Source organism: Pararhizobium sp. LjRoot238 (genome assembly GCF_964252955.1).
Lineage (GTDB): Bacteria > Pseudomonadota > Alphaproteobacteria > Rhizobiales > Rhizobiaceae > Pararhizobium.
The window spans coordinates 998,024-1,020,337 of the sequence record NZ_CAXUPP020000001.1 but is presented as its reverse complement, the minus strand read 5'-3'; the positions used below and the strand labels follow the sequence as shown (position 1 = coordinate 1,020,337).

Genomic DNA, 22,314 nt, shown 5'->3' with positions numbered 1-22,314 from the left:
GCGGAGGGGAACCTTCTCGCGAACCCCGATGCCGAGGACTTCCGTCCTTTCCTCGAACCCGGCGCCGGCCCCGCTCGCTGCCACGGCTGGCAGTGTATCCGACGGCGGGACGCATCCAATATGCCATCGCCGGTCCAGACGGGGAAAATCCGATGCGATAAATGTCATCAATGCTTCGGCTCCCAACCGCTCGTTCCATTGTGGTTCTCTGCGCCAGCGAAACCCCCCTCACTTGCAATTTCTAACACCTAGCTAAAGCTAAGATGTTGAAATTGCTTTCTCTCCCGCAAGGGGAGAGATGGGGGCGCCGCGGCTGCCGTATTCTACCTCTCCCCCTGTGGGAGGGGACATAAAATCAGCATCTTAGCGTCAGCTAAGTGCTAGATTTTATAGGTGAGGGGGCGTTGTTTTCCCCGGGGCGAGCGATAAACATCACTCGAACTCCATGATCAACTCGTCCACCGCAAGGCTCGCACCCGCGGCCACGGCGATCCGCTTCACCACGCCGCGGCGTTCGGCCCGCAGGGTGTTTTCCATCTTCATCGCCTCGACGGTGGCGAGCGCCTGGCCGGCTTCGACCGTATCGCCCGCGGCAACGGCAAGCGTGGTGACGACACCGGGCATCGGGCACAGCAGCATCCTCGATGTATCGGGTGGCAGCTTTTTCGGCATCAGCCGGGCAAGTTCGGCGACGCGCGGACTGCGCACATGGATGCGCACGTCCATGCCGCGCCAGCGCAGGCGGATGGCGGTTCCGGCAAGGTCGATCTTCACACCCATCATGGTGCCTTCGACATTGAAGGTCGCATGGCTGCGGCCGGGCATCCAGTCGCCCGCGACGGCAAAGGCGGCTCCATCGGCCATCTGCACATAGGCGCCGTCGGCCGTGGCGCTGAGCGCCAGGGCGTATTCCTGTCCGGCGAAACTGACGACCCAATCCTTGCCGATCACCCGGCGGTGATTGCCGATCGTGCCGGAGATCTGCGCGGCGCGGCTCTGCAGCGCCTGATGGATCAGTGTGGCGACGGCGGCGAGTTTCTGCGCCGATGCCGGGTCCGGTTCGACCCCGTGGAATCCCTCTGGAAATTCCTCGGCGATGAAGGCGGTGGTGAGCCTGCCGGCGCGAAAACGGTCGTGCTGCATGACGGCCGAGAGGAACGGCAGGTTGTGGCCGATGCCTTCGACCTCGAAATCATCCAGCGCGGCACTCATCGCGTCGATGGCCGTCAGGCGGTCCGGCGCCCAGGTGCAGAGTTTTGCGACCATCGGATCGTAATACATCGAGATCTCGCCGCCTTCGAAGACGCCGGTGTCGTTGCGCACGACGGTGCCGTCGGCATGCGCCCCTTCCTTCGGCGGGCGGTAGCGCGACAGCCGGCCGATCGAGGGCAGGAAATTGCGATAGGGATCCTCGGCATAGAGCCGGCTTTCGATCGCCCAGCCGTTGAGCCGGACGTCCTTCTGGGAGAAGGCGAGCTTTTCACCGGCCGCGACGCGGATCATCTGCTCGACGAGGTCGATGCCGGTGATCAGCTCCGTCACGGGATGCTCGACCTGCAGGCGGGTGTTCATTTCGAGGAAGTAGAAATTGCGCTCGCCATCGACGATGAACTCGACGGTGCCGGCGGAGTGATAGCCGACCGCCTTGGCCAGCGCCACGGCCTGCTCGCCCATGGCGCGGCGGGTCTTCTCATCGAGAAAAGGCGAGGGAGCTTCCTCGATGACCTTCTGGTTACGCCGCTGGATCGAGCATTCGCGTTCGCCGAGATAGAGCACGGTGCCGTGCTTGTCGCCCAGCACCTGGATCTCGATGTGCCGCGGCTGCGTCACGAACTTCTCGATGAAGATGCGGTCGTCGCCGAAGGAGCTTTTCGCCTCGTTTTTCGAGGACTGGAAGCCTTCGCGGGCTTCCGCGTCGCTCCAAGCGATGCGCATGCCCTTGCCGCCGCCGCCGGCCGACGCCTTGATCATCACCGGATAGCCGATTTCGCTGGCGATCTTCACCGCCTCGTCGGCATCCTCGATCAGGCCCATATGGCCGGGCACGGTGGAGACGCCGGCTTCAGCCGCCAGCTTCTTCGAGGTGATCTTGTCGCCCATCGCCATTATCGCGCCGACCGGCGGACCGATGAAGGTGATCCCCGCCGTCTCCAGCGCTTCGGCAAAGGCAGCATTTTCCGACAGGAAACCATAGCCCGGATGCACGGCATCGGCGCCGGTCTTCCTGATCGCCTCGAGAATCTTGTCGATGACGATATAGGACTGGCTGGACGGCGCAGGGCCGATATGGACAGCCTCGTCAGCCATCTTCACGTGCAGCGCATCGGCATCCGCATCGGAATAGACGACAACGGTGGCGATGCCGAGCTTCTTGGCTGATTTGATGACCCGGCAGGCGATTTCGCCGCGGTTGGCGATGAGGATTTTCTTGAACATTCAGGCCGCCGCTTTGCAGTTGTGTCGTTTTCCTTCCGGCAGGCTTTTGCCGGGCAGCATACCCCCCTCTGCCCTGTCGGGCATCTCCCCCTCAAGGGGGGAGATCGCAGGAAGCGCGCTTAGCGTTCCGAAAGCGAACCGTCTGCTTGGCGACCGCGAATGGGGGGAAGGAATGATCTCCCCCCTTGAGGGGGAGATGTCACGAAGTGACAGAGGGGGGTGTGCTACGCGCATAGGGTTCGCCCTTCTCCTCACAACGGTATCGTATCGTGCTTGCGCCACAGTTGCTCCTTGCGCTTGCCCCTGAGCGAGGCGAAGGCCCGCGCAATCCGGCGGCGCGACGAGTGCGGCATGATCACCTCGTCGATGAAGCCGCGTTCGGCGGCGACGAAGGGGTTGGCGAAGCGGGTCTCGTATTCCGCGGTGCGGGCGGCGATCTTTTGCGCGTCGTCGAGTTCGGAGCGGTAGAGGATTTCGGTGGCGCCCTTCGCACCCATCACGGCGATTTCGGCGCTCGGCCAGGCATAGTTGACGTCGGCGCCGATATGCTTGGAGGCCATGACGTCATAGGCGCCGCCATAGGCCTTGCGCGTGATCAGCGTGACCATTGGCACGGTTGCCTGGCTATAGGCGAAGAGCAGCTTGGCGCCATGCTTGATGACGCCGCCATATTCTTGCGCGACGCCGGGCAGGAAGCCGGGCACGTCGACCAGGGTCAAAAGCGGGATCGAGAAGGCATCGCAGAAGCGCACGAAGCGGGCGGCCTTGCGCGACGAATCGATATCAAGGCAGCCGGCCAGCACCATCGGCTGGTTGGCGACGACGCCGACGGTCTGGCCTTCAAGGCGGATGAAGCCGGTGATGATGTTGCGGGCATAGGCTTGCTGAAGCTCGAAGAAATCGCCTTCGTCGGCGATCGCATGGATCAGTTCCTTCATATCATAGGGCTTGGCGGAACTGTCGGGGATCAGCGTGTCGAGCCGCATCTCGAGGCGGGCCGGATCGTCGTGGAACGGACGCACCGGCGGCTTCTCGCGGTTGTTGAGCGGCAGGAAGTCGAACAGCAGGCGCACCTGCTCCAGCGTTTCGATGTCGTTCTCATAGGCCGCATCGGCGACAGACGATTTTCTCGTATGCGTTCCGGCACCGCCCAGTTCTTCCGCCGTGACGATCTCGTTGGTGACGGTCTTCACCACGTCCGGGCCGGTGACGAACATGTAGGAGGTATCGCGCACCATGAAGATGAAGTCGGTCATGGCGGGCGAATAGACGGCGCCGCCGGCGCAGGGGCCCATGATGACGGAAATCTGCGGGATGACGCCGGAAGCCTCGGCATTGCGGCGGAAGACCTCGGCATAGCCGGCGAGCGAGGCGACGCCTTCCTGGATGCGGGCGCCGCCCGAATCGTTGAGGCCGATGACCGGGGCGCCGTTGCGCACCGCCATGTCCATGATCTTGCAGATTTTTTGCGCGTGGGTTTCCGACAGCGAGCCGCCGAGCACGGTGAAATCCTGGGAAAAGACGTAGACCTGGCGGCCGTTGATCGTGCCCCAGCCGGTGACGACGCCGTCGCCCGCCACCTTCTGTTCGGCCATGCCGAAATCGACGGCGCGGTGGGTGACGTACATGTCGTATTCTTCGAAGGAGCCTTCGTCGAGCAGCACTTCAAGGCGTTCGCGCGCGGTCAGCTTGCCCTTGGCATGCTGGGCGTCGACGCGCTTCTTGCCGCCGCCGGCTCTTGCCTCGGCGCGCCGTGCCTCAACCGATTCGATGATATGCCGCATGCCCCCTCCCGGTCGTCTTTGTCTCTTGCTTAGCCGGAAACAGGTTCGAAGGAAATCGCCGATCGTGCAAGCGGGCATTCCTTAGACAAAAGGACGAGCCATTCTATTCCAGCCGCCGCCGGAAGAGCCAGGCGGCGGCGCTGAGCGTGACGGCGGCGATCAGGCAGAGCGGGATGGTCAGGTTCACCACCTCGCCAAGACCGATATCCTTGAGGAAGACGCCCTTGACGATGATCAGGAAGTAGCGCAGCGGATTGACCAGTGTCACCGGCTGCAGCCATTCGGGCATGTTCTCGATCGGCGTGGCGAAGCCGGAGAGCAGCATGGCCGGCACCATGAACAGGAAGGCGCCGAGGATGGCCTGCTGCTGCGTCATCGAGAGCGCCGAGATGAACAGGCCGATGCCGACCACCGACGCGAGATAGAAGATCGCGCTGCCATAGAGCAAAAACAGCGAACCCCGGAGCGGCAGGCCGAAGATGAAGATTGCCGCCAGGATATAGAGGGTGATGTGAAAGAGGCCGATCATCATCGGCGGCAGGAGCTTGCCGATGAGGATTTCATGCACCCGCAGTGGCGACACCATCAACTGGTCGAAGGTGCCGAGTTCGCGTTCCCGGGCGATCGACAGGGCGGTGACGATCAAGCCGATCAAAAGCGCGATGCTGGCAATCAGGTTCGGCACCATGAACCACTGGTAGGTGAGGTTCGGATTGAACCAGTTGCGCGGAATGGTCGAGATCGAGGGGGCTGAGGCACGTTTGCCAGCCGGCGTCTCGGCAGCAAGGCCGCCGGCGATCTGGGTCAGATAGCCGGAGACGATCTGCGAGGCGTTCGAGCGGCGCCCGTCGAGGATGATCTGCAGATCGACCGGTGTTCCCGCCTCGATGCCGCGGGAAAAATCCGGACCGATCTCGACGGCGGCGATGACGTCCTGGCCGTCGATCGCCTCGCGCACCTGTTCCGGATTGGCGGCGCTTTCGACCCGGCGGAAGGTCGGAGAGCCATCGATGCGCTCAACCAGTTCCTGTCCCCAATGGCCTGAGTCGCGGTTGAGGATCATCACGTCGACATTGCGCACCTCGAGCGTGGCGGCATAGGAGAAGACGAGGAGCTGGATGAGGGGCGGGGCGGTCAGGATGGCGCGGCCCTTCGGATCGCGCAGCACCGCCAGCAATTCCTTGACGATCAGGGCCCGAAGGCGCGTCCACCACATCAGCCGATCCTCTTTCTGGTGCTGCGGGCGGCGAGCGCAAAGAATACGCCGCCGATCAACAGCATGACCGCTATCGAATGCAGGAACATCGGCCAGATATCGCCGGCCAAAAACACGGTCTGCAGGCTCGGGATCAGGTAGCGTGCCGGCACGATGAAGGTGATCCACTGGATGATGGTCGGCATCGAATTGATCTCGAACAGGAAGCCGGACAGCAGGAAAGCCGGCAGGAAGGCGGAGATCAGCGCCAGCTGCGAGGCGAGGAACTGGTTCTTGGTCGCCGCCGAAATCAGAAGCCCCTGGCCAAGCGCCGGAATGAGGAAGGTTGCCGACAGCGCATAGAGCGCCAGAACCGAGCCGCGGAACGGCACGCCGAACAGGAAGACGGCGAGCAGCACGCAGAGCGTCATCGCGGCGAGGCCAAGCACGAAATAGGGGAAGATCTTGCCGATCAGGAGCTCGGTCGCCGTCACCGGCGTTGCCATCATCGCTTCCATCGTGCCGCGCTCCCATTCGCGGGCGACCACCAGCGAGGTCAAGAGCGTGCCGACCAGCGTCATGACGATGGCGATCGATCCGGGTACGAGGAAATAGCGGCTGGTGAGTTCCGGATTGAACCAGAAGCGCTGTTCGATGGAGATCGCCGGCGAACCCTCGGCCATCAGCGCCTGCCGCTGGCGCTCCCAATTGGCTATGGTGCCCTGCGCATAGTTCTGGACGAAATTCGCCGTGTTCGGTTCGGAGCCATCGACGATCACCTGGACCTGCGGCTGGTTGCCGGCGGCATAGTCGGTGGTGAAATTGGCGGGGATGACGAGAATGCCGCGAATATGACCGTTGACCAGATCCTCTTCGAAAACGCGCCGGTCGCGGCTGGTGGCAACGGTGAAATAGCGCGACGCCTCGAAACTCGCGGCAAGGCTCTGGGTGAGCGGTGTCGTCTCCTCCATGACGAGGCCGACGCGGGTTCGGGTGGTATCGAGCGACACGGCGTAGCCGAACAGAAAGAGCAGGATCAGCGGCAGGACAAAGGCGATTAGCGTCGTGCTGGGGTCCCGCACGGCCTGATAGCTCTCCTTGCGTACGAGAGCCGCGAAGCGCCTGATCCTGTCCGCTGTCGAGGAGGTGCTCATGCCGCTTGCCTCGTTTCGGTTTCGGATTGGCGGATGAGCGCGATGAAGGCGTCCTCCATGGTCGGATCGGGCTGGCCGTCCGTCACCACGCGTGCTTTCAGTTCGTCCGGCGAGCCGAGCGCGATCGAGCGGCCGCGATAGATCAGCGAAATCCGGTCGCAATATTCGGCCTCTTCCATGAAATGGGTAGTGACGAGCACCGTCACGCCCTTCTCGACCAGCGCATTGATATGGACCCAGAATTCGCGCCGCGTGATCGGGTCGACGCCGGAAGTGGGCTCGTCGAGGAACAGCGCTTGCGGCTCGTGCATGACGGCGCAGGCAAGCGCCAGCCGCTGCTTCAGGCCGAGCGGCAGGTCCTTGGACGATTGTCCGGCATGGCGGCCGAAATCGAAGATCTCGTCCATCAGGGCAATGCGCTCGCGTTTGCGCTGCCCGGAAAGACCGTAGACGCCGGCGAAGAAATCGAGGTTCTGGGCAATGCTGAGATCGCCGTAGAGCGAGAATTTCTGCGCCATGTAGCCGAGCTGGTTGCGCGCGGAGGCGGCATCGCGGCGCAGGTCGAAGCCGGCGACACGGCCTTCGCCGGCGGTCGGCTTCAACAGGCCGCAGAGCATCTTGAACGTTGTGGATTTCCCGGCGCCATTCGGGCCGAGCAGTCCAAAAATCTCGCCACGGCGGATATCGAAGGTGATGTCCTCGGCTGCGGTGAAATCGCCGAAGCGTTTGGTCAGCCCCTTCGCCGCGATGACGGGGTGATCATCTTTTGCGGCCAGCGGCTGCTGCGCTTCAGCAAGTTTGGAGCGCCCGCCCGGCCCGCCGCCGAGCATGTCGACGAAGGCATCCTCGAAGCGCGGCGGGGCAGGGGAAGCCTTTGCACCGTCTCCGGCGGACAGCAATTGCGGCTGAGACTCCTCCCCGGTGACAATCCGGATGGCCTCGCCCTGGATAACGCCGTCGACGATACCCTCCTCGTCGAGCAGCTTCGCCAGCACCTGCCGCTTGCGCCCGGCGACGCCGGTGACCCGGAACACCCGGCCCTCGACACGCGCGGTCATGTCCGCCGGAATGCCGGAAAACAGCGGCTTTCCCCGGTTGAGCAGGAGCACCCCGTCGCAGGCTTCCGCCTCGTCCAGATAGGCGGTCGACCAGACGACGCCGATGCCTTCCTTTGTCAGGTCCTCGACCATTTTCCAGAGATCACGACGCGAAATCGGATCGACCCCAACACCGGGTTCGTCGAGCAGGAGCAGGCGCGGTTTCTTCAGCAGCGCGCAGGCGAGCCCCAGCTTCTGCTTCATGCCGCCGGAGAGCTTTCCCGCCAGGCGGCCGGTGAAACGCTTGAGATCGGTGAAGGCCAGGAGTTCACCGAAGGCCGCCGTCCGCTCATCCTTCGGCAGGCCGCGCAGGTCGGCATAGAGATTAAGGTTCTCCTGCACCGACAGGTCTTCGTAGAGCCCGAAGCGCTGCGGCATGTAGCCGATGGCGGCCTGGATGGCGGCCGGGTTCCTGGCGGTGTCGAAACCAAGAACTTCTACCGTTCCGCTGTCCGGCAGCATCAGGCCGGTCATCAGACGGATGAGGGTCGTCTTGCCGGCGCCATCGGGGCCGACAAGCCCGGTGATTTCGCCACTGAGGATCGAACCCGACACAGTATCGAGCGCGGGCGGAGCATCACCGAAGCGCTTCGTCACGTCTGACAGGCGGACCAGTTCGGTCTTGTCCGGATGGGCGGTCATTGTCCTGCTGCCTCGCCCAAGGGAAGGCGGACGGTGACCGGCATGCCCTGGCGCAGGTCCGGGCCGGGCTTGTCGATGACGATGCGCAGGCGGTAGACGAGGTCGGTCCGAAGCTCCGCCGTTTCCACCGATTTCGGGGTGAATTCGGCGACCGGCGAAATGAAGCCGATCGTGCCGTCATAGGCGTCGTTCGGGCGTGTATCGGACGTCACCTTCACCTTCATGCCGGGATGGATGCGGCCGAGATCGGGTTCGGCGACGTAGGTGCGCACCCAGACCGGCTCTGTCAGCGACAGGACGAAGACGGTGTCCGCCGGCGCGACGATCGCACCGGTTTCGCGCACCCGCGACAGAATGATGCCGTCGTTCGGCGCACGCAGTTCAGTATCTTCCAGCGATGTGCGGGCCGATGCCAGCGTCGCTTCTGCTGCCTGCAACTGCGCTGCGGCTGCGGCGACGTCCTCGGCGCGCGTGCCCTCCTCGATCAGGTTCAGCGCTTCCCTGGCGGCTTCCGCGCGCGCCGCCGCCATCGCCTTCGCAGCGGTCGCCTGGTCGAAAGCCGCCTGCGAGATCGTGCCCCGCGGACGAAGCTGTTGGGCGCGGCTGAGCTCGAGTTCGGCATTCTGGAGTTCGGCGACACTCGCATTGTAGTTGGCGCGGGTCTGGGCGATCTCGGTCGGGCGAGGCCCGGCCTTCAGCTTGTCGAGCGTGGCGCGAAGGGCAGCAGCATTGGCCTCCGCCGAGCGGACGGCGTAGTCGTAGGGCCGCGCATCGAGCCTGGCAAGCATGGTGCCCTTTTTGACGACGTCGCCTTCATCGGCCGCGACCTCCGACAAGCGGCCGTTGACGCGAAAGCCGAGGGAGACCTGGCGAATATCGACATTGCCGTAGAGCACGAAGTCCGTTCGTTCGGCGGCCTCCCATCCGAGTTTCGCGGGCAGCTCAAACCACCAGCCAGCGGCTCCAGCCGCTGCCAGAAGGAGAATGATGATGATCTTTTTCATGCCCCGCCTCCTTTGACGGGCTCGAGGGCCGCGACGAGTTCGGCGGCGAGATTGCGCAAGGTTTCCACCTCTTCGGGACCGGCCGTCTCCCACTCCATCTGAGCGAGCACCGCGGCGTGCGCCATGCGAAAGACGAGGATGCTGCCGATAAAGGAAAAGGCGCGCAGCCGTACATGTTCGGAGGCAGGATCCTCGCCGAGGATCGTGCCGATCAGCCGCCGGGCGATCTCGATCATCGGCCGCACGATGCCCTGATAGACCCGTGCGAAGGCTTCGGTCGGCTCCATTTGCTCGCGAATGATGAAGCGCGCCCAGGATTCGGATTTCTTGCTGACGAAGAGCGCGATCATCGTCTGGGCGATTTCGGCCAGGAAGCCGCGGGCTTCTTCGGGTAACATCGGCTCCCCGGCTGCATCGAGTGCCGCTATGCGGGCGCCGACGCGCTGCCGCATGTCGCCGACATGGGTGCTGATCAGGTCCGTCAGATAATCGGCAGTGGCGATATAGAGACCCTCCTTGCCCGAAAAATAATAGGGAATGGCCTGCAGGTTGACGCCTGCGGCATCGGCAAGCCGGCGGGTCGAGGCGCCGTCGAAGCCGTAGCGGCCGAACACGTCAAGCGAAGCCGCGAGCAGTTTCTCGCGGGTCAGATCGCGGCGTGTGGTGTTTTGATCGTTTTCTATTTTAGACATGGCGCAATTATACGCCGAGTCCGATTATCAGTCAATCGAATGAATACCGCGACGGCGCGATCTACGTGTCGAAGGAACGCGATGGGGAAGCTTGAACGAACGCGGCGGCTTGTTAGACCACATTGCGTGCTTCCGGGTTGTCCTGGACCCGTGCCTTCGCAAACAGGTGCATCGCGTTTCGTGTTTGACTTGTCGGCAAGCTAATCCCAAATACAGATTATGAGGCACCTCATTTAATGGCATATATAGTTTAGTTGCCTTTCCGCAACACCGGAAAGCTCAAGCACCAGCAAGGGGAGGGCGAAAACTGTGATTTACATTGTTACAGTTCTCGCCACATGTATGTTGATCCCGCGGTTGGACCGCTGCCATAGGGGCTTGAATCGATATTTGGGGTCGGGGCGCTGATTTCTTCAGCCACGCAAACCTGTGCCCAATCGAAACTAGATTGGATCGGAAATGACTATAAAGGCTTTTCTTTTTGCGTCTGCTGCGGCATTGAGCTCAGCAGGCGGCGCTTATGCCGCCGACGCGATCGTTGCGGCTGAACCGGAGCCGATGGAATATGTGCGCGTCTGCGACGCGTTCGGCACGGGCTACTTCTACATCCCCGGGACGGAAACCTGCCTGAAGATCGGCGGTTACGTCCGTACGGAGGCTCGCTTCGGCGAAGATCTCGTCGGTACGTCCGACTGGTCGTTCTGGACCCGCGCGCAGGTCAACTTCACGGCAAAGAGCGACACCGAATACGGAGCGCTGACGAGCCGTATCAACCTGCGCACGAACGCCGAGGGCAACTCCGCCGGCAACGCCGATACCTTCCTCGATGAAGGTTACATCGAGATTGCCGGCCTCCGGGTTGGCATGCAGTACAACTGGTGGGATGACGACCTGAGCGGCGAAACGGACTCGATCGCCAGCAACGACACCCGCCATAACGCCATCCGCTACCAGTACGAGACCGACGCCTTTACGGCCGGTATCGCAGTAGAAGAACTGGACGACGAATACGACACCAAGCCGGGCGAAGGTCCCAACAATGTCGGGGTCACCGGACAGGTTTCGGGTACCGTCGGCGTGGTCACCGGCTATCTGTTGGGCGGCTACGATACCGACACCGAAGAGGGCGCAATCCGCGGCATCGTCTACGCGGATATCGGACCTGGCCAGCTCGGCGTTTATGGCGCCTGGGCGAGCGGCGCGAACTACTATTACGAAGAGTCCGAATGGACTGTCGGCGCCCAGTACGAACTGAAGATCAACGACAAGTTCGCCATCACTCCCGGCGTGCAGTACTTTGACAATATCGACCTGAGCGCGAGCGGCGAAGGCTTCGGAGGTGGCGATGCCTGGACTGCCGGTGTGACCGTCGACTACAAGATTGTCGAGCAGCTCTCCACCAAGCTGAGCGTCCAGTACCACGATGAAGATGATGGCGACGACGAAGTATTCGGCTTCCTTCGCCTTCAGCGTGATTTCTAAGTCGCATTACGACATCATCCGGTTTGCTGCGCGAAACGCGCAGCAAACCAATGGTTCGTCACGGATTTGATTGACCTCCGATCAGTGACGGGGACGGCCCGTTTCCCGCCGGCCGTCCCGCACGCCGTGGAATTTGCGTATTTCAGGTCGCAAGCTTCCTCCCCAACGGACACTTCCCGCCATCGATGGTCACAAGCTCCGAAATGGCATCCTGAACGGATCTCTCGCCAAGCACTCCAAGAAGCGCGCCTTCCGCTTCCTTGCAAAGCTTCGCCGACCATTCGCCCATATTGCTCGAAATGAAGCATGCAGCGGGAATGTCCTCTCGCGTACCCCAGATTTTCTTGTCCGGCGTTACGGCAAGATAGATTTCGCTGAGGTAAATCGAGTCTGCGGGACGGCCGAGCCGATAGCCGCCCTGGTATCCTTCGGACGATACGAGGATATTCTTTTGCATCAACGGTGCGATGAGTTTGCGTACGAGGCTGGGCTTGGCATCGAGCCCGGATGCCAATGTATTGCTCGTTGACCGAGTGTTATTGTTTTCATTGACGGCAACCGTAATAATGATCTGCAGAGCCGAAGAGAAGCGTGTGTCCATCATGAGAGCACATACTAATGCACGCTTTTAAAAAAGCCAGATGGTCCATGCAGACATAACAAAACTCTCCGGCGCTTTTAAGCCAGAGGTCAATTCGTCAGTAGAATCACGCCTGCCCGGGTCGGGTTGTCGACGATTCTGTGGCCGGCCCCGGCTTCATGTGCATGGATCAGCACGGGAAGCCGCTGCCAATCGAGATGGTGATTCCAAATGGCGAGTTCAATAGGGGTATTCCTCATATTGAGGGGCCTATAGGATAAAAGCGTTGGACCCGCAACGAGAGAGGATTGAACGAGGGCGAGGCGGCACGTGCATGATCGGGAGCGTTCCGCCCGAAAAGCAAAAAGCTCTGCATCCTTTTGGGATTACAGAGCTTTTTTGGAACTTGGTGCCCAGAAGAGGACTCGAACCTCCACACCCTTGCGAGTACCAGCACCTGAAGCTGGCGCGTCTACCAATTCCGCCATCTGGGCGACGGACCGGCATGTAAGGGGCTCACGCTTTGGTGTCAACAGGGTTTTTGAAGTTTTCTTGAAAACCCTGCGGGAAAGTCGAATAAAGGCTTGGATTACAAGGCTTTTTGACCGAAATGAATTTGCCCCATCAAGCGCTTGACCTTCGTCACCCCTGCTGCCCGGCGAAAGCGCGGATACGGTCGAGGCCTTGTTCGAGCAGGACCTGCGCCTGCTCGGCGGTTTCCGCCTCGACATAGCAGCGCATCTCCGGCGCATTGCCGGACGGACGGAAGTGGATGACGCGGCCGTCCGTGAGCGTGACCCGCAGTCCGTCGATGTCGCTGAGACTGTCCGGCGTGCCGATCGGCTCGAGGAATTGCGTGAGATTGTCTCTGCCGGCGCGCAGATAGGCCATCAGCGCGGAACTTGCCTCAAGCGGAAAATTCTCGATCCGGTCGCTCAGTGCCACCGGCAGGGCGTAATCCGCGGCGAGCGCCGAGAGCGGCTTGCCTGCGCGCGCGGCACGGGAGAGCACCGCCAGCACCGGCAGGAAGCTATCGCGCGTCGGCAGGGCCTTGATCACGGTGCCGTTGAGCGTGAAATCCGTGGCGGTCAGCGTGCCGCCATTGGCCTCGAAGCCCGCGACGCCCGTCTGTCCCTGGCGCACGGCCTCCAGCATGCCTTCGATGACGAAGGGAGAGCCGACGCGGGTGCGCAGGATGGAAATGCCCGGCTGACGCTCGAGGCCCGAATTGGAGGTGACAGGCGTGACGGCAACCGTCGCGCCGACGAACTGCGCGGCGGTCAACCCGAGCAGGTCGCCGCGCAGCGGCAGGCCGCTTTCATCGCTGACGAGCGGGCGGTCGCCGTCGCCATCGGCGGAGACGATGGCATCAAGTTCATGCTCGGCAGTCCAGGCCTGGAGCAGCTCGATCGTTGCAGAAGAGACGGCTTCGGTATCGACCGGGATGAAGGTCTCGGAGCGGCCGAGCGGCACGACCTCGGCGCCATAATGGGAAAGGACATCGACAAAGAGGTCGCGGGCGACCGTGCTGTGTTGATAGACGCCAACCTTCAGGCCCGATAGCGCTCCGGCGGGCAGGATTGCAGTGTTGCGGGCAAGGAAGAGGGCCTTTGCCTGCTCAGAATGGTCCTCCGCGTCGCCCGCGGTGGCACCGACGGGGGATGCCTGTAGCTTGGCCGCCTCGGCGCTGATTGCCTCTTCGTCGCTCTTGGCGATCTCGCCGTCGGGCCGGTAGAACTTGATGCCGTTGCGGTCGGCGGGGATATGCGAGCCGGTGATCATCAGCCCGGCCGCGCCCTTTTCAAGGCCGTAAAGCGCCAGCGCCGGTGTTGGCACGGTGCCGCAATCAAGCACCGTCAGGCCGGCACGCGAGAGCGCACCGGCGCAGAGGGCGGAGATATCCGGGCTCGAGTCGCGAAAATCCCGGCCGAGAAGGATCGGATCGCCGGGCTTCGCCTGGCCGGACGACAGGAGATAGGCCGCAAACGCGGTCGCGTAAATGGCAGCGGGTGGACCGTTCAGGTCGATGGAGAGGCCGCGCAGGCCGCTGGTTCCGAATTTCAAGCTCAATCTATCCTCCGTCTGTTTGACAGGATTTTGATAACGGGGCGAGTGACTTACAGGAAATATTGGCGCATTCTATCCAGTTGGAAGGGGCTGGACGCCAAAAGACGTAATCTGCAGTCGGGCAATAGGCGAAACCACGAATAAAACAAAAATACTGACCGTTATATGAAACAGGGACACCAACCGAAGCAAACCCTTTTGGGAGAAATGAGGAAACAAATGGCGGGATTTCGAAATTTCGTTATTGGCTGCGCGCTGAGCGCCGCCTCCATCATGACACCTGTGGCTTCTGCGCAGGCGGTTCCGTTCGCCGTTCCGGATGTGAAGATCGATCGCTACACGGATGTCCAGTACCGCCGCGACTATGGGGGTTACGGCACGTATCGTGACCACCGGCCTTACTATGGCTACCGCCCGTATAGCCGCTATCAGCCCTACTACGGCTACCGGCCGTATTACCGGCCTTACTATCGGCCCGGTGTCAGCGTCTACATCACACCACGGCCGTACTACCGCGATCGCTATGTCCGCCGCGGTTACAGTTCGCATGTGAACTGGTGCCTGCAGCGGTATCGCTCCTACGATCCGGCAAGCAACCGCTTCCTGAGCTATGGCGGCGTCTACAGGATCTGCTATTCGCCCTACCGCTGAGGCGTTGCCGTTCGATCCTCGGCGGGGATTTTCCCCGCCGTTTTTGTTGGAAAATGTATCAGCCGGCGATGGCGTCCCAGGCCCAGAGCAGCACGGCGTAGCGCGCCGCCTTGCCGAGCGTCACATAGACGAGAAAGATGGCAAAGGGCGTTCGCAAGAGCCCGGCTGCCAGCGTCAGCGGGTCGCCGATCATCGGCAGCCATGAGAACAGCAGGACCGGCCGGCCGTAAAGGCCAAAGAGCGCCTCGGCCTTCCGCCGGTTCGCCGGGCTGACAGGAAACCAGCGCCGATGTTCGAAGCGCAGGAGCGTGCGCCCGAGCGCGAAGTTGACCACGGCTCCGAGCACATTGCCCGCGGTCGCCGCAACGAAGAGGCCGAAGGGCCAGGCATCCGGCTGCGTGGCGGCGACAACGAGCGCCGCTTCGGACACGCCGACCAGCAGGGTCGCCGACAGGAAGGCGGCGCTGAAGACGCTGAAAAGAAGGCCTGCCGTCAAAACGTCAGGTCCGGTCCGTGTGACCGAGGTCACGCTCCGGTTCGATCACGTCGCGCACGCGCTGCTTCAACTCCTTCGGCCCCGGAAAGCCGCCATCGCGCTTGCGTTCCCAGATCAGCGTCTGATCGACATGGATTTCGAAATTGCCACCGGTGCCGGGAATGAGCGCCACTTCACCGAGGCTGTCGCCGAAGGTGGAGAGCAGTTCCTGCGCCATCCAGGCGGCGCGCAGCAGCCAGTTGCACTGGGTGCAGTAGAGGATGGTGATGCGCGGCTTTTCGCTCATGTCAGTGTCCGTATCGATTTCAGTAGCCGCAACTTAGCCGCCGGCGGCATCGGCTGCAATCGCGAGATCAAGACAGCTCACGAAAATGTCAACTAAATTTATCATGTTTTCAGGCGGCGCCCCTTGATCGTCGCAATCTCTGCAGCAAGAGAGTGTTGCGTTGCGAAAATTCATGAGGAGTCAACATGACTGACATTTCATCCACCCGGCCGCCAGCCATGCTGCCCGCCCTGCAGCGGTTCTGCCTGCCACTCGACACGACGGCGGAAACGCTGCTGCGCGTTGTCGCGGGCGTCCTTCTCGTCACCCATGGCTACGGCAAGATCATCAATCCCTTCGGCGCCGTCGGCATGGTCGAAGGTCTCGGCTTCTATCCCGGCGTCTTCTGGTCGCCGCTCCTGTCGGCCACCGAATTCTTCGGCGGCATCCTGGTCGCGATCGGCCTGTTCACGCGGCCCGCCGCCTTCGCGGCGATGATCGTGCTTTTGGTCACGGTCTATTTCCACGGCATCGTGACGGGCGAGGGTCTCGCCGGCGCAGAAAAATCGATCCTCTGGGCCGCGATCTTCTTTTTCTTCGCGATCCGCGGATCGAACGCCCAATCCGTCGACGCCAAGATCGGCAAACAGATCTGAGCTTACTATCTGCTTGAAACACACCGAAGAACCCGGAAGGCAGCGCCCCCTTCCGGGTTTTTCTTTGCCAATGCTCGGTAAAGCAGGGTTCCGACGATCAAGGTTCGCCGGCTGAGCGTCTCCCGAACGCAAAATGGCGGCCATAGCCGCCATTCCACACTCTCTATCAAGACCCCTAGCGCGCTTACAGCGTACGGGTGATGTGCTCGACGCGGAAGCACTCGATCGTGTCTCCTGCGCGGATGTCCTCGTAGTTCTCGAAGGCCATGCCGCATTCCTGGCCCATCGGCACTTCGGAGACTTCGTCCTTGAAGCGCTTGAGCGTCTTGAGCTTGCCTTCGTGGATGACGACGTTGTCGCGAACCAGGCGAACGCCTGCGCCACGCTCGACCTTGCCTTCGATGACGCGGCAACCGGCGACCTTGCCGACCTTGGTGATGTTGAACACCTCCAGGATCTCGGCATTGCCGAGGAAGGTTTCGCGGCGCTCCGGCGAGAGCAGGCCCGACATCGCCGCCTTCACGTCATCCGTCAGATCGTAGATGATGTTGTAGTAGCGGATTTCGATGCCGGCGCGCTCTGCCGCCGTGCGGGCCTGGGCATTGGCGCGGACGTTGAAGCCGATGATCGCGGCATTCGAGGCTTCCGCCAGCGAGATGTCGGATTCGGTGATGCCGCCGGCACCGGAATGCACGATGCGCGCACGCACTTCGTCGTTGCCGAGCTTTTCGAGGGCACCGGCAATCGCCTCGATCGAGCCCTGCACGTCGCCCTTGATGACCAGCGGGAACTCCTTGAGCCCCGTATTCTGCATGGTCATCATCATCTGCTCAAGCGAGCCGCGCTGGCCGGATGCGCGGGCAACAGCTTTGTCGCGGGCGAGGCGCTGACGATATTCGGAGATTTCGCGGGCACGGCTCTCGTTCTCGACGACGGCGAACTTGTCACCCGCCTGCGGCGTGCCGGAAAGGCCGAGGACCTCGACCGGGGTTGCCGGACCGGCGGACTTCACATGCTCGCCCTTGTCGTTGACAAGCGCACGCACACGGCCCCACTGGTCGCCGGCGACGATGATCTGGCCGGGGGTCAGCGTGCCCTTCTGGACGAGAACGGTGGCAACCGAACCGCGGCCGCGATCGAGTTGCGCTTCCACGACGGTACCTTCGGCAGTCCGGGCCGGATCGGCGCGCAGGTCGAGAATTTCCGCCTGAAGCAGGATGGCTTCGAGCAGCTTGTCGAGGTTCTTGTGGGTCTTGGCCGAAACCTCGACGTCGAGCACTTCACCGCCCATGGATTCAACGAAGACCTCGTGCTGCAGCAGCTGCTGGCGCACCTTGTCCGGGTTGGCCTCATGCTTGTCGATCTTGTTGATCGCCACAATGATCGGCACACCGGCCGCCTTGGCGTGGTTGATCGACTCGATCGTCTGCGGCATCACGCTGTCGTCGGCTGCGACGACCAGGACGGCAATGTCGGTCGCCTGCGCACCACGGGCACGCATTGCGGTGAACGCAGCGTGGCCGGGGGTGTCGATGAAGGTGATCTTGTTGCCGTTCTGCTCGACCTGATAGGCGCCGATATGCTGGGTGATGCCACCGGCTTCACCCGACACGACGTTCGCATGGCGGATGGCGTCGAGCAGCGAGGTCTTGCCGTGGTCGACGTGGCCCATGATGGTCACGATCGGCGGACGCGGCAGCATTTCGCCGGTATCGGCCGCATCGAAGATGCCTTCCTCGACGTCGGATTCCGAAACACGCTTGACGGTATGGCCGAATTCACCGGCGATGAGTTCGGCAAGGTCGGCGTCGATGACGTCGCCCGGCTTCATCATCTGGCCTTCCTTCATCAGGTACTTGATGACGTCGACGGCCCGTTCGGACATACGCTGCGACAGTTCCTGAATGGTGATGGTTTCCGGCAAAATCACTTCGCGCATCACCTTTTCGCGGGTTTCCTGCATCTGGCTGCGACGGAACTTCTCCTGACGGCGGCGCATGGCAGCCATCGAGCGGCCGCGCGGATTGCCCTCGTCGTCGAGAGCAGCCGTCAGCGTCAGCTTGCCCTTGCGGCGCTCTTCCTCGGTCTTCGGACGAGCAGGGACCTTGGCCGGTTCCGGACGAACGACCTTGCCGCGCACGGGGGCGGCACCACCGCGGTTCGGGCGGGCATCGTCGTCTTCTGCTTCCGGCTTGCGGGCGCGCAGGCCGACCGGCGGCGTAACCGATGGCGTCGTCGCAGGCTTGACGGCCTGGGCGCGTGCCCGGTCTTCGGCCTTGCGGGCTTCGACGGCGGCTGCTTCTGCTTCCGCGGCCTTCACCGCTTCGGCTGCGACCCTGTCGGCTTCGCGTTCGGCAGGCGAGCGGGCAGCTTCTTCCGCGGCGCGGCGGGCGGCTTCTTCCTGCTCCTGCTTCAGGCGAGCGGCTTCCTCGGCCTGGCGGCGCGCCTCTTCGGCAGCGCGGCGCTTGGCGTCTTCGGCGTCGCGAAGTTGCGCTTCTGCCAACGCGCGGCGGCGCGCATCGATCTCGCCGGCGGAGAGCTGGTTCAGGACCACGCCGACGCGCGGACGGTTGTTGTCCGGTTGGCGATTGTCCTGACGCGGCTGCTGAGCCTGCGGGGCGGGACGCGACGGCTGCTGAACGGGGCTCGGCCGCTGTTCAGCTGAACGCGCGATCGGGGTGGGCGTTGTGATCGGAACGACCGGCTTTTCGTCTTCCGGCCGGTGCGGCCGCCGCTTGCGCGTTTCGACCACGACCGCCTTCGTCCGGCCACGACCCATGTCCTGCCGAACAGTTCCCTGACTGACCCCGGAGGGCTTCAGGGTCAGCGTCTTCTTGGCTCCGCCGAATGTCTTGTCGTCGTTGTTGTCGGTCATTCCGTTCCGTTTCCTAAGATCAGGGCCGGATGCGTATCACCAGACCCCGTCGTTCGATTTCATATTTACAATCGCAGTTTGGCCGGCCTTCGCCGGTGACCCGCGTCATTGTGTCGGCAAGCCAGTAGAGGCGCCGACGGCTCGGACCGGGACGGTTCCCCGGTACCTTTCGAGCATGTTTGCGCGCTTCACTACACCCTCACCCGCCTGCCCTGCAAGCGCGCAAGCATGGATAAAAGCATTCTGGCCCAAAAGCCCTCCCATTTCCGCCTCGGTGAAGAAGCGGAAGGAGGGTATTTCCTGTCCGTCATCGGCGACAAAGCTCATCGCCTTGCGCGCCTGGTCGATCTTGCGCACGCCGTCGGCGGCCGCATCGACCGCGTGGAACGTGGCGAGCGCCGCCATGCCGCGCACCGCCTGCTCCACCTTCGAGGCGCCGCTGATGAACTGGCCTGCCTTGCGCGCCATGTTCATCATGCCGGCGAGCTGCAGCGACAAGAGCCGGTCCACCTCGTCGGCGAGCTCCGGCCCTGCCGTCACATCGGCCTTCTTCAGGCCGCGAGCAAACAGCTTCTTGGCGATTGCCTTTTCAAGCACGGCCCGTTCGGCGCTGACCCAGCAGCCGCGGCCCGGCAGTTGTTTCTTCAGGTCGGGCACCACCTGGCCATCGGGGCCAGCGACAAAGCGGATCAGCGTTTCCGGCGTTCCGCTCTGCCGTGTCACGATGCACATGCGGCCGTTCACTGCTTCACCTTCGATGTCCCCGGCGGGGTCTTTGTCTTCAAGCAGCATCAGCGGCCCGGATCACGATCAGCGACGCCCGGTCAGGCGTCCTGTTCCGCGCCTTCCACGACTTCGAGCGATTCTTCTTCGCGCGCCAGGTCCTCTTGCGTGATCCAGCCGGCAGCGAGACGCGCCTGCAGGACCATACGCTCGGCTTCGATACGCGAGACTTCAAGCTTGGAGAACAGGCCTTCGAACTTCTTCGTCTCGCCGTCCTTGCGCTCGGACCAGCCGACGAGATCGTCGGCGGCGCAGCCAGCGAAGTCTTCCATCGTCTTGATGCCGTCTTCTCCGAGCGCCACCAGCATCTTGCCGGTCATGCCGTCGATCGAGCGCAGTTCGTCGGAAACACCGAGCTCCTTGCGCTTGGCATCCATTTCCGCTTCCAGGCGCTCGAGATACTCGCGGGCGCGGGTCTGCAGCTCGTTTGCGGTGTCCTCATCGAAACCGTCGATCGAGGCGATTTCGTCGAGTTCCACATAGGCCAGTTCCTCGACGGCGGCGAAGCCTTCCGAAGCCAGAACCTGGCCGACCATTTCGTCGACGTCGAGCGCTTCCATGAACAGATTGGTCCGCTCGTTGAATTCCTTCTGGCGGCGCTCGGATTCTTCCGCTTCCGTCATGATGTCGATGTCCCAGCCGGTCAGCTGCGAGGCGAGGCGAACGTTCTGGCCGCGGCGGCCGATGGCGAGCGACAGCTGCTCGTCCGGAACCACGACTTCGATGCGCTCTGCGTCCTCGTCGAGAACGACCTTGGCCACTTCCGCCGGCTGAAGCGCGTTGACGATGAACGACGCCGGATCCTGCGACCACGGAATGATGTCGATCTTTTCGCCCTGCAGTTCGGCGACGACGGCCTGAACGCGTGAACCGCGCATACCGACGCAGGCGCCGACCGGATCGATCGAACTGTCGTTCGAGATCACGGCGATCTTGGCGCGCGAGCCGGGGTCGCGGGCTACCGAGCGGATCTGGATAATGCCGTCGTAGATTTCCGGAACTTCCATGGTGAACAGCTTCACCATGAACTGCGGATGGGTACGCGACAGGAAGATCTGCGGGCCGCGCTGTTCGCGACGCACATCATAGACGTATGAGCGGACGCGATCGCCATAGCGCATGTTCTCGCGCGGGATCATTTCGTCACGGCGGATGATGCCTTCGCCACGGCCGAGGTCGACGATGACGTTTCCATATTCGACGCGCTTGACCGTGCCGTTGACGATTTCGCCGATGCGGTCCTTGAATTCGTCGAACTGACGGTCACGCTCGGCTTCGCGCACCTTCTGGACGATGACCTGCTTCGCGGACTGGGCGGCGATACGGCCGAAATCCATCGGCGGCAGCGGATCGGCGATGAAGTCGCCGAGCTTGGCGTCCGGGTTGCGGTCACGCGCCAGTTCGAGCGGGATCTGCGTGGAATAGTCCTCGGCAGCCTCGACCACTTCGAGCAGGCGCTGAAGGCGGATTTCACCGGTCTTGGAATTGATGTCGGCGCGGATGTTGCTCTCAGAACCATAGCGTGAGCGCGCCGCCTTCTGGATCGCGTCGGCCATGGCGGCCAGAACGATTTCGCGGTCGATCACCTTTTCGCGCGCGACGGCATCCGCGATCTGCAGAAGTTCGAGCCGGTTAGCACTCACTGCCATTTTCAAGTCTCCGTCTGATTGCCGGGGCTTCATCCTGAAGCGACCCGCGCCATAAACTCATTCGATCGGCGAATCTTCGTCTTCGAAGTTTTCGTTCGCCGCCATCCCATGTGCGGCTTGGGCCGCCTTGGCCTTCTTGTCCGCCGCCAGCGCATCGCGGATCAGGTCGTCCGTCAGGATCAGCCGGCCTTCGGCCAGCGCCGTGAACGGGATGACCACCCGCGGCTCTTCGCCATAGGCCGGCTGGTCGCGCTCGATGGTGAAACCCTCATCGTCGGCCGCAACGATCTTGCCCCGAAAACGCTTGCGATTGTCGACCAGGATCGAGGTCTCGCACTTGATCAGATGGCCGGCCCAGCGGCTGAAATCCGACTTGCGCACCATCGGCCGGTCGATGCCGGGCGATGACACTTCCAGATGATACGCCTTGTCGACCGGATCTTCCACATCGAGAACCGGCGAAATCGCCGTCGAGATGGCTTCGCAATCCTGGACCGTCATCGTGCCGTCGGTGCGCTCGGCCATGATCTGCAGCGTCGCGCCGTTCTGCGAGGTCAGGCGAACCCGCACCAGCTGGTATCCCATCGGAATGAGCACTGGCTCGATGATGTCGGCGATGCGGCGGTCGATTCCGGTTTCGGTGATCAGCCGCGGTTCCTGCGTGTTTTCTGTCGCTGCCGTGTCGGACAAACGATGCTCTCCCAAACCATCGGCTAATAAAAAAGAGCGGGTCCTGACGGGCCCACTCTTCATCAACCGATCAAGAATTTGAGCGTCATATACGCTCGATTATCCGCAAATGCAAG

General features: G+C 62.5%; 17 protein-coding genes, 1 tRNA gene and 2 pseudogenes. 3 read left to right on the top strand and 17 right to left on the bottom strand.

Features of this window, described 5'->3' with window-relative positions; all coding sequences use genetic code 11:
- Positions 1–432: 432 nt before the first annotated feature.
- The 7 genes from ACSQ3F_RS05155 to ACSQ3F_RS05125 all read right to left on the bottom strand — a co-directional run bounded on the left by ACSQ3F_RS05155 (position 433) and on the right by ACSQ3F_RS05125 (position 10,004).
- A complete protein-coding gene (locus ACSQ3F_RS05155; protein ID WP_436099238.1) occupies positions 433–2,436 on the bottom strand; it encodes an acetyl-CoA carboxylase biotin carboxylase subunit in 2,004 nt (667 codons plus the stop codon).
- A gap of 251 nt (positions 2,437–2,687) precedes the next feature.
- A complete protein-coding gene (locus tag ACSQ3F_RS05150) occupies positions 2,688–4,220 on the bottom strand; it encodes an acyl-CoA carboxylase subunit beta (RefSeq protein ID WP_436099237.1) in 1,533 nt (510 codons plus the stop codon).
- 103 nt (positions 4,221–4,323) lie between these two features.
- The gene (locus ACSQ3F_RS05145; RefSeq protein WP_436099236.1) at positions 4,324–5,436 is read right to left on the bottom strand and encodes an ABC transporter permease; all 1,113 of its coding nucleotides are present in this window, start codon (positions 5,434–5,436) and stop codon (positions 4,324–4,326) included.
- On the bottom strand, positions 5,436–6,569 hold the full coding sequence (locus ACSQ3F_RS05140; RefSeq protein WP_436099235.1) for an ABC transporter permease: 1,134 nt from the start codon (positions 6,567–6,569) through the stop codon (positions 5,436–5,438). Before ACSQ3F_RS05140 ends, ACSQ3F_RS05145 begins: the two co-directional genes overlap by 1 nt.
- Positions 6,566–8,308, bottom strand: a complete 1,743-nt coding sequence (locus tag ACSQ3F_RS05135) for an ATP-binding cassette domain-containing protein (RefSeq protein WP_436099234.1) — start codon at positions 8,306–8,308, stop codon at positions 6,566–6,568. The genes ACSQ3F_RS05140 and ACSQ3F_RS05135 overlap by 4 nt, the downstream gene beginning before the upstream one ends.
- Positions 8,305–9,312 carry a secretion protein HlyD gene (gene hlyD / locus ACSQ3F_RS05130; RefSeq protein WP_436099233.1) on the bottom strand — a complete coding sequence of 336 codons (1,008 nt, stop codon included), beginning with the start codon at positions 9,310–9,312 and terminating at the stop codon, positions 8,305–8,307. The genes ACSQ3F_RS05135 and hlyD overlap by 4 nt, the downstream gene beginning before the upstream one ends.
- A complete protein-coding gene (locus tag ACSQ3F_RS05125; RefSeq protein ID WP_436099232.1) occupies positions 9,309–10,004 on the bottom strand; it encodes a CerR family C-terminal domain-containing protein in 696 nt (231 codons plus the stop codon). Before ACSQ3F_RS05125 ends, hlyD begins: the two co-directional genes overlap by 4 nt.
- Before the next feature lie 459 nt (positions 10,005–10,463).
- Here ACSQ3F_RS05125 and ACSQ3F_RS05120 point away from each other — a divergent pair, with 459 nt between their 5' ends.
- Entirely contained in the window at positions 10,464–11,486 is a 1,023-nt protein-coding gene (locus ACSQ3F_RS05120) for a porin (RefSeq protein ID WP_436099231.1), read from the top strand.
- A 142-nt stretch (positions 11,487–11,628) separates the two neighbouring features.
- Here ACSQ3F_RS05120 and ACSQ3F_RS05115 read toward each other — a convergent pair whose 3' ends face one another.
- The 3 genes from ACSQ3F_RS05115 to ACSQ3F_RS05105 all read right to left on the bottom strand — a co-directional run bounded on the left by ACSQ3F_RS05115 (position 11,629) and on the right by ACSQ3F_RS05105 (position 14,136).
- On the bottom strand, positions 11,629–12,090 hold the full coding sequence (locus ACSQ3F_RS05115) for an RrF2 family transcriptional regulator (protein ID WP_436099230.1): 462 nt from the start codon (positions 12,088–12,090) through the stop codon (positions 11,629–11,631).
- A gap of 383 nt (positions 12,091–12,473) precedes the next feature.
- Positions 12,474–12,560: transfer RNA gene (locus tag ACSQ3F_RS05110), tRNA-Leu, on the bottom strand.
- 148 nt (positions 12,561–12,708) lie between these two features.
- Entirely contained in the window at positions 12,709–14,136 is a 1,428-nt protein-coding gene (locus ACSQ3F_RS05105; protein ID WP_436099229.1) for a phosphomannomutase, read from the bottom strand.
- Between the two features lie 216 nt (positions 14,137–14,352).
- Here ACSQ3F_RS05105 and ACSQ3F_RS05100 point away from each other — a divergent pair, with 216 nt between their 5' ends.
- A complete protein-coding gene (locus ACSQ3F_RS05100) occupies positions 14,353–14,784 on the top strand; it encodes a BA14K family protein (RefSeq protein WP_436099228.1) in 432 nt (143 codons plus the stop codon).
- Between the two features lie 58 nt (positions 14,785–14,842).
- Here ACSQ3F_RS05100 and ACSQ3F_RS05095 read toward each other — a convergent pair whose 3' ends face one another.
- The gene (locus tag ACSQ3F_RS05095) at positions 14,843–15,280 is read right to left on the bottom strand and encodes a YqaA family protein (RefSeq protein WP_436099227.1); all 438 of its coding nucleotides are present in this window, start codon (positions 15,278–15,280) and stop codon (positions 14,843–14,845) included.
- Positions 15,281–15,284: 4 nt separating this feature from the next.
- Positions 15,285–15,566, bottom strand: coding sequence for a SelT/SelW/SelH family protein (locus tag ACSQ3F_RS05090; RefSeq protein ID WP_436099226.1), 282 nt, complete (start codon positions 15,564–15,566; stop codon positions 15,285–15,287).
- 185 nt (positions 15,567–15,751) lie between these two features.
- On the opposite strand from ACSQ3F_RS05090, the gene ACSQ3F_RS05085 reads away from it, so the two are divergent.
- Entirely contained in the window at positions 15,752–16,201 is a 450-nt protein-coding gene (locus tag ACSQ3F_RS05085) for a DoxX family protein (RefSeq protein WP_436099225.1), read from the top strand.
- A 184-nt stretch (positions 16,202–16,385) separates the two neighbouring features.
- Here ACSQ3F_RS05085 and infB read toward each other — a convergent pair.
- The 5 genes and pseudogenes from infB to rimP all read right to left on the bottom strand — a co-directional run.
- Positions 16,386–18,470, bottom strand: a pseudogene (gene infB / locus ACSQ3F_RS05080) (translation initiation factor IF-2); the annotation flags it as partial.
- Between the two features lie 47 nt (positions 18,471–18,517).
- Positions 18,518–19,076: pseudogene (locus ACSQ3F_RS05075) on the bottom strand (translation initiation factor IF-2 associated domain-containing protein); the annotation flags it as partial.
- 105 nt (positions 19,077–19,181) lie between these two features.
- Positions 19,182–19,868, bottom strand: coding sequence for an RNA-binding protein (locus tag ACSQ3F_RS05070; protein ID WP_436099224.1), 687 nt, complete (start codon positions 19,866–19,868; stop codon positions 19,182–19,184).
- A gap of 32 nt (positions 19,869–19,900) precedes the next feature.
- Complete coding sequence (gene nusA / locus ACSQ3F_RS05065) at positions 19,901–21,508, bottom strand: transcription termination factor NusA (RefSeq protein ID WP_436099223.1); 1,608 nt, start codon at positions 21,506–21,508, stop codon at positions 19,901–19,903.
- A gap of 57 nt (positions 21,509–21,565) precedes the next feature.
- Positions 21,566–22,198: a ribosome maturation factor RimP gene (gene rimP / locus ACSQ3F_RS05060; protein WP_436099222.1), complete on the bottom strand. Its 633-nt coding sequence runs from the start codon at positions 22,196–22,198 to the stop codon at positions 21,566–21,568.
- Positions 22,199–22,314: the final 116 nt, after the last annotated feature.

Excerpts from the sequence above, each read along its gene's own strand:
- ACSQ3F_RS05155 (WP_436099238.1), bottom strand. The coding sequence starts at position 2,436 with ATGTTCAAGAAAATCCTCATCGCCAACCGCGGCGAAATCGCCTGCCGG.
- ACSQ3F_RS05150 (WP_436099237.1), bottom strand. The coding sequence starts at position 4,220 with ATGCGGCATATCATCGAATCGGTTGAGGCACGGCGCGCCGAGGCAAGA.
- ACSQ3F_RS05145 (WP_436099236.1), bottom strand. The coding sequence starts at position 5,436 with ATGTGGTGGACGCGCCTTCGGGCCCTGATCGTCAAGGAATTGCTGGCG.
- ACSQ3F_RS05140 (WP_436099235.1), bottom strand. The coding sequence starts at position 6,569 with ATGAGCACCTCCTCGACAGCGGACAGGATCAGGCGCTTCGCGGCTCTC.
- ACSQ3F_RS05135 (WP_436099234.1), bottom strand. The coding sequence starts at position 8,308 with ATGACCGCCCATCCGGACAAGACCGAACTGGTCCGCCTGTCAGACGTG.
- hlyD (WP_436099233.1), bottom strand. The coding sequence starts at position 9,312 with ATGAAAAAGATCATCATCATTCTCCTTCTGGCAGCGGCTGGAGCCGCT.
- ACSQ3F_RS05125 (WP_436099232.1), bottom strand. The coding sequence starts at position 10,004 with ATGTCTAAAATAGAAAACGATCAAAACACCACACGCCGCGATCTGACC.
- ACSQ3F_RS05120 (WP_436099231.1), top strand. The coding sequence starts at position 10,464 with ATGACTATAAAGGCTTTTCTTTTTGCGTCTGCTGCGGCATTGAGCTCA.
- ACSQ3F_RS05115 (WP_436099230.1), bottom strand. The coding sequence starts at position 12,090 with ATGATGGACACACGCTTCTCTTCGGCTCTGCAGATCATTATTACGGTT.
- ACSQ3F_RS05100 (WP_436099228.1), top strand. The coding sequence starts at position 14,353 with ATGGCGGGATTTCGAAATTTCGTTATTGGCTGCGCGCTGAGCGCCGCC.
- ACSQ3F_RS05090 (WP_436099226.1), bottom strand. The coding sequence starts at position 15,566 with ATGAGCGAAAAGCCGCGCATCACCATCCTCTACTGCACCCAGTGCAAC.
- ACSQ3F_RS05085 (WP_436099225.1), top strand. The coding sequence starts at position 15,752 with ATGACTGACATTTCATCCACCCGGCCGCCAGCCATGCTGCCCGCCCTG.
- ACSQ3F_RS05070 (WP_436099224.1), bottom strand. The coding sequence starts at position 19,868 with ATGCTGCTTGAAGACAAAGACCCCGCCGGGGACATCGAAGGTGAAGCA.
- nusA (WP_436099223.1), bottom strand. The coding sequence starts at position 21,508 with ATGGCAGTGAGTGCTAACCGGCTCGAACTTCTGCAGATCGCGGATGCC.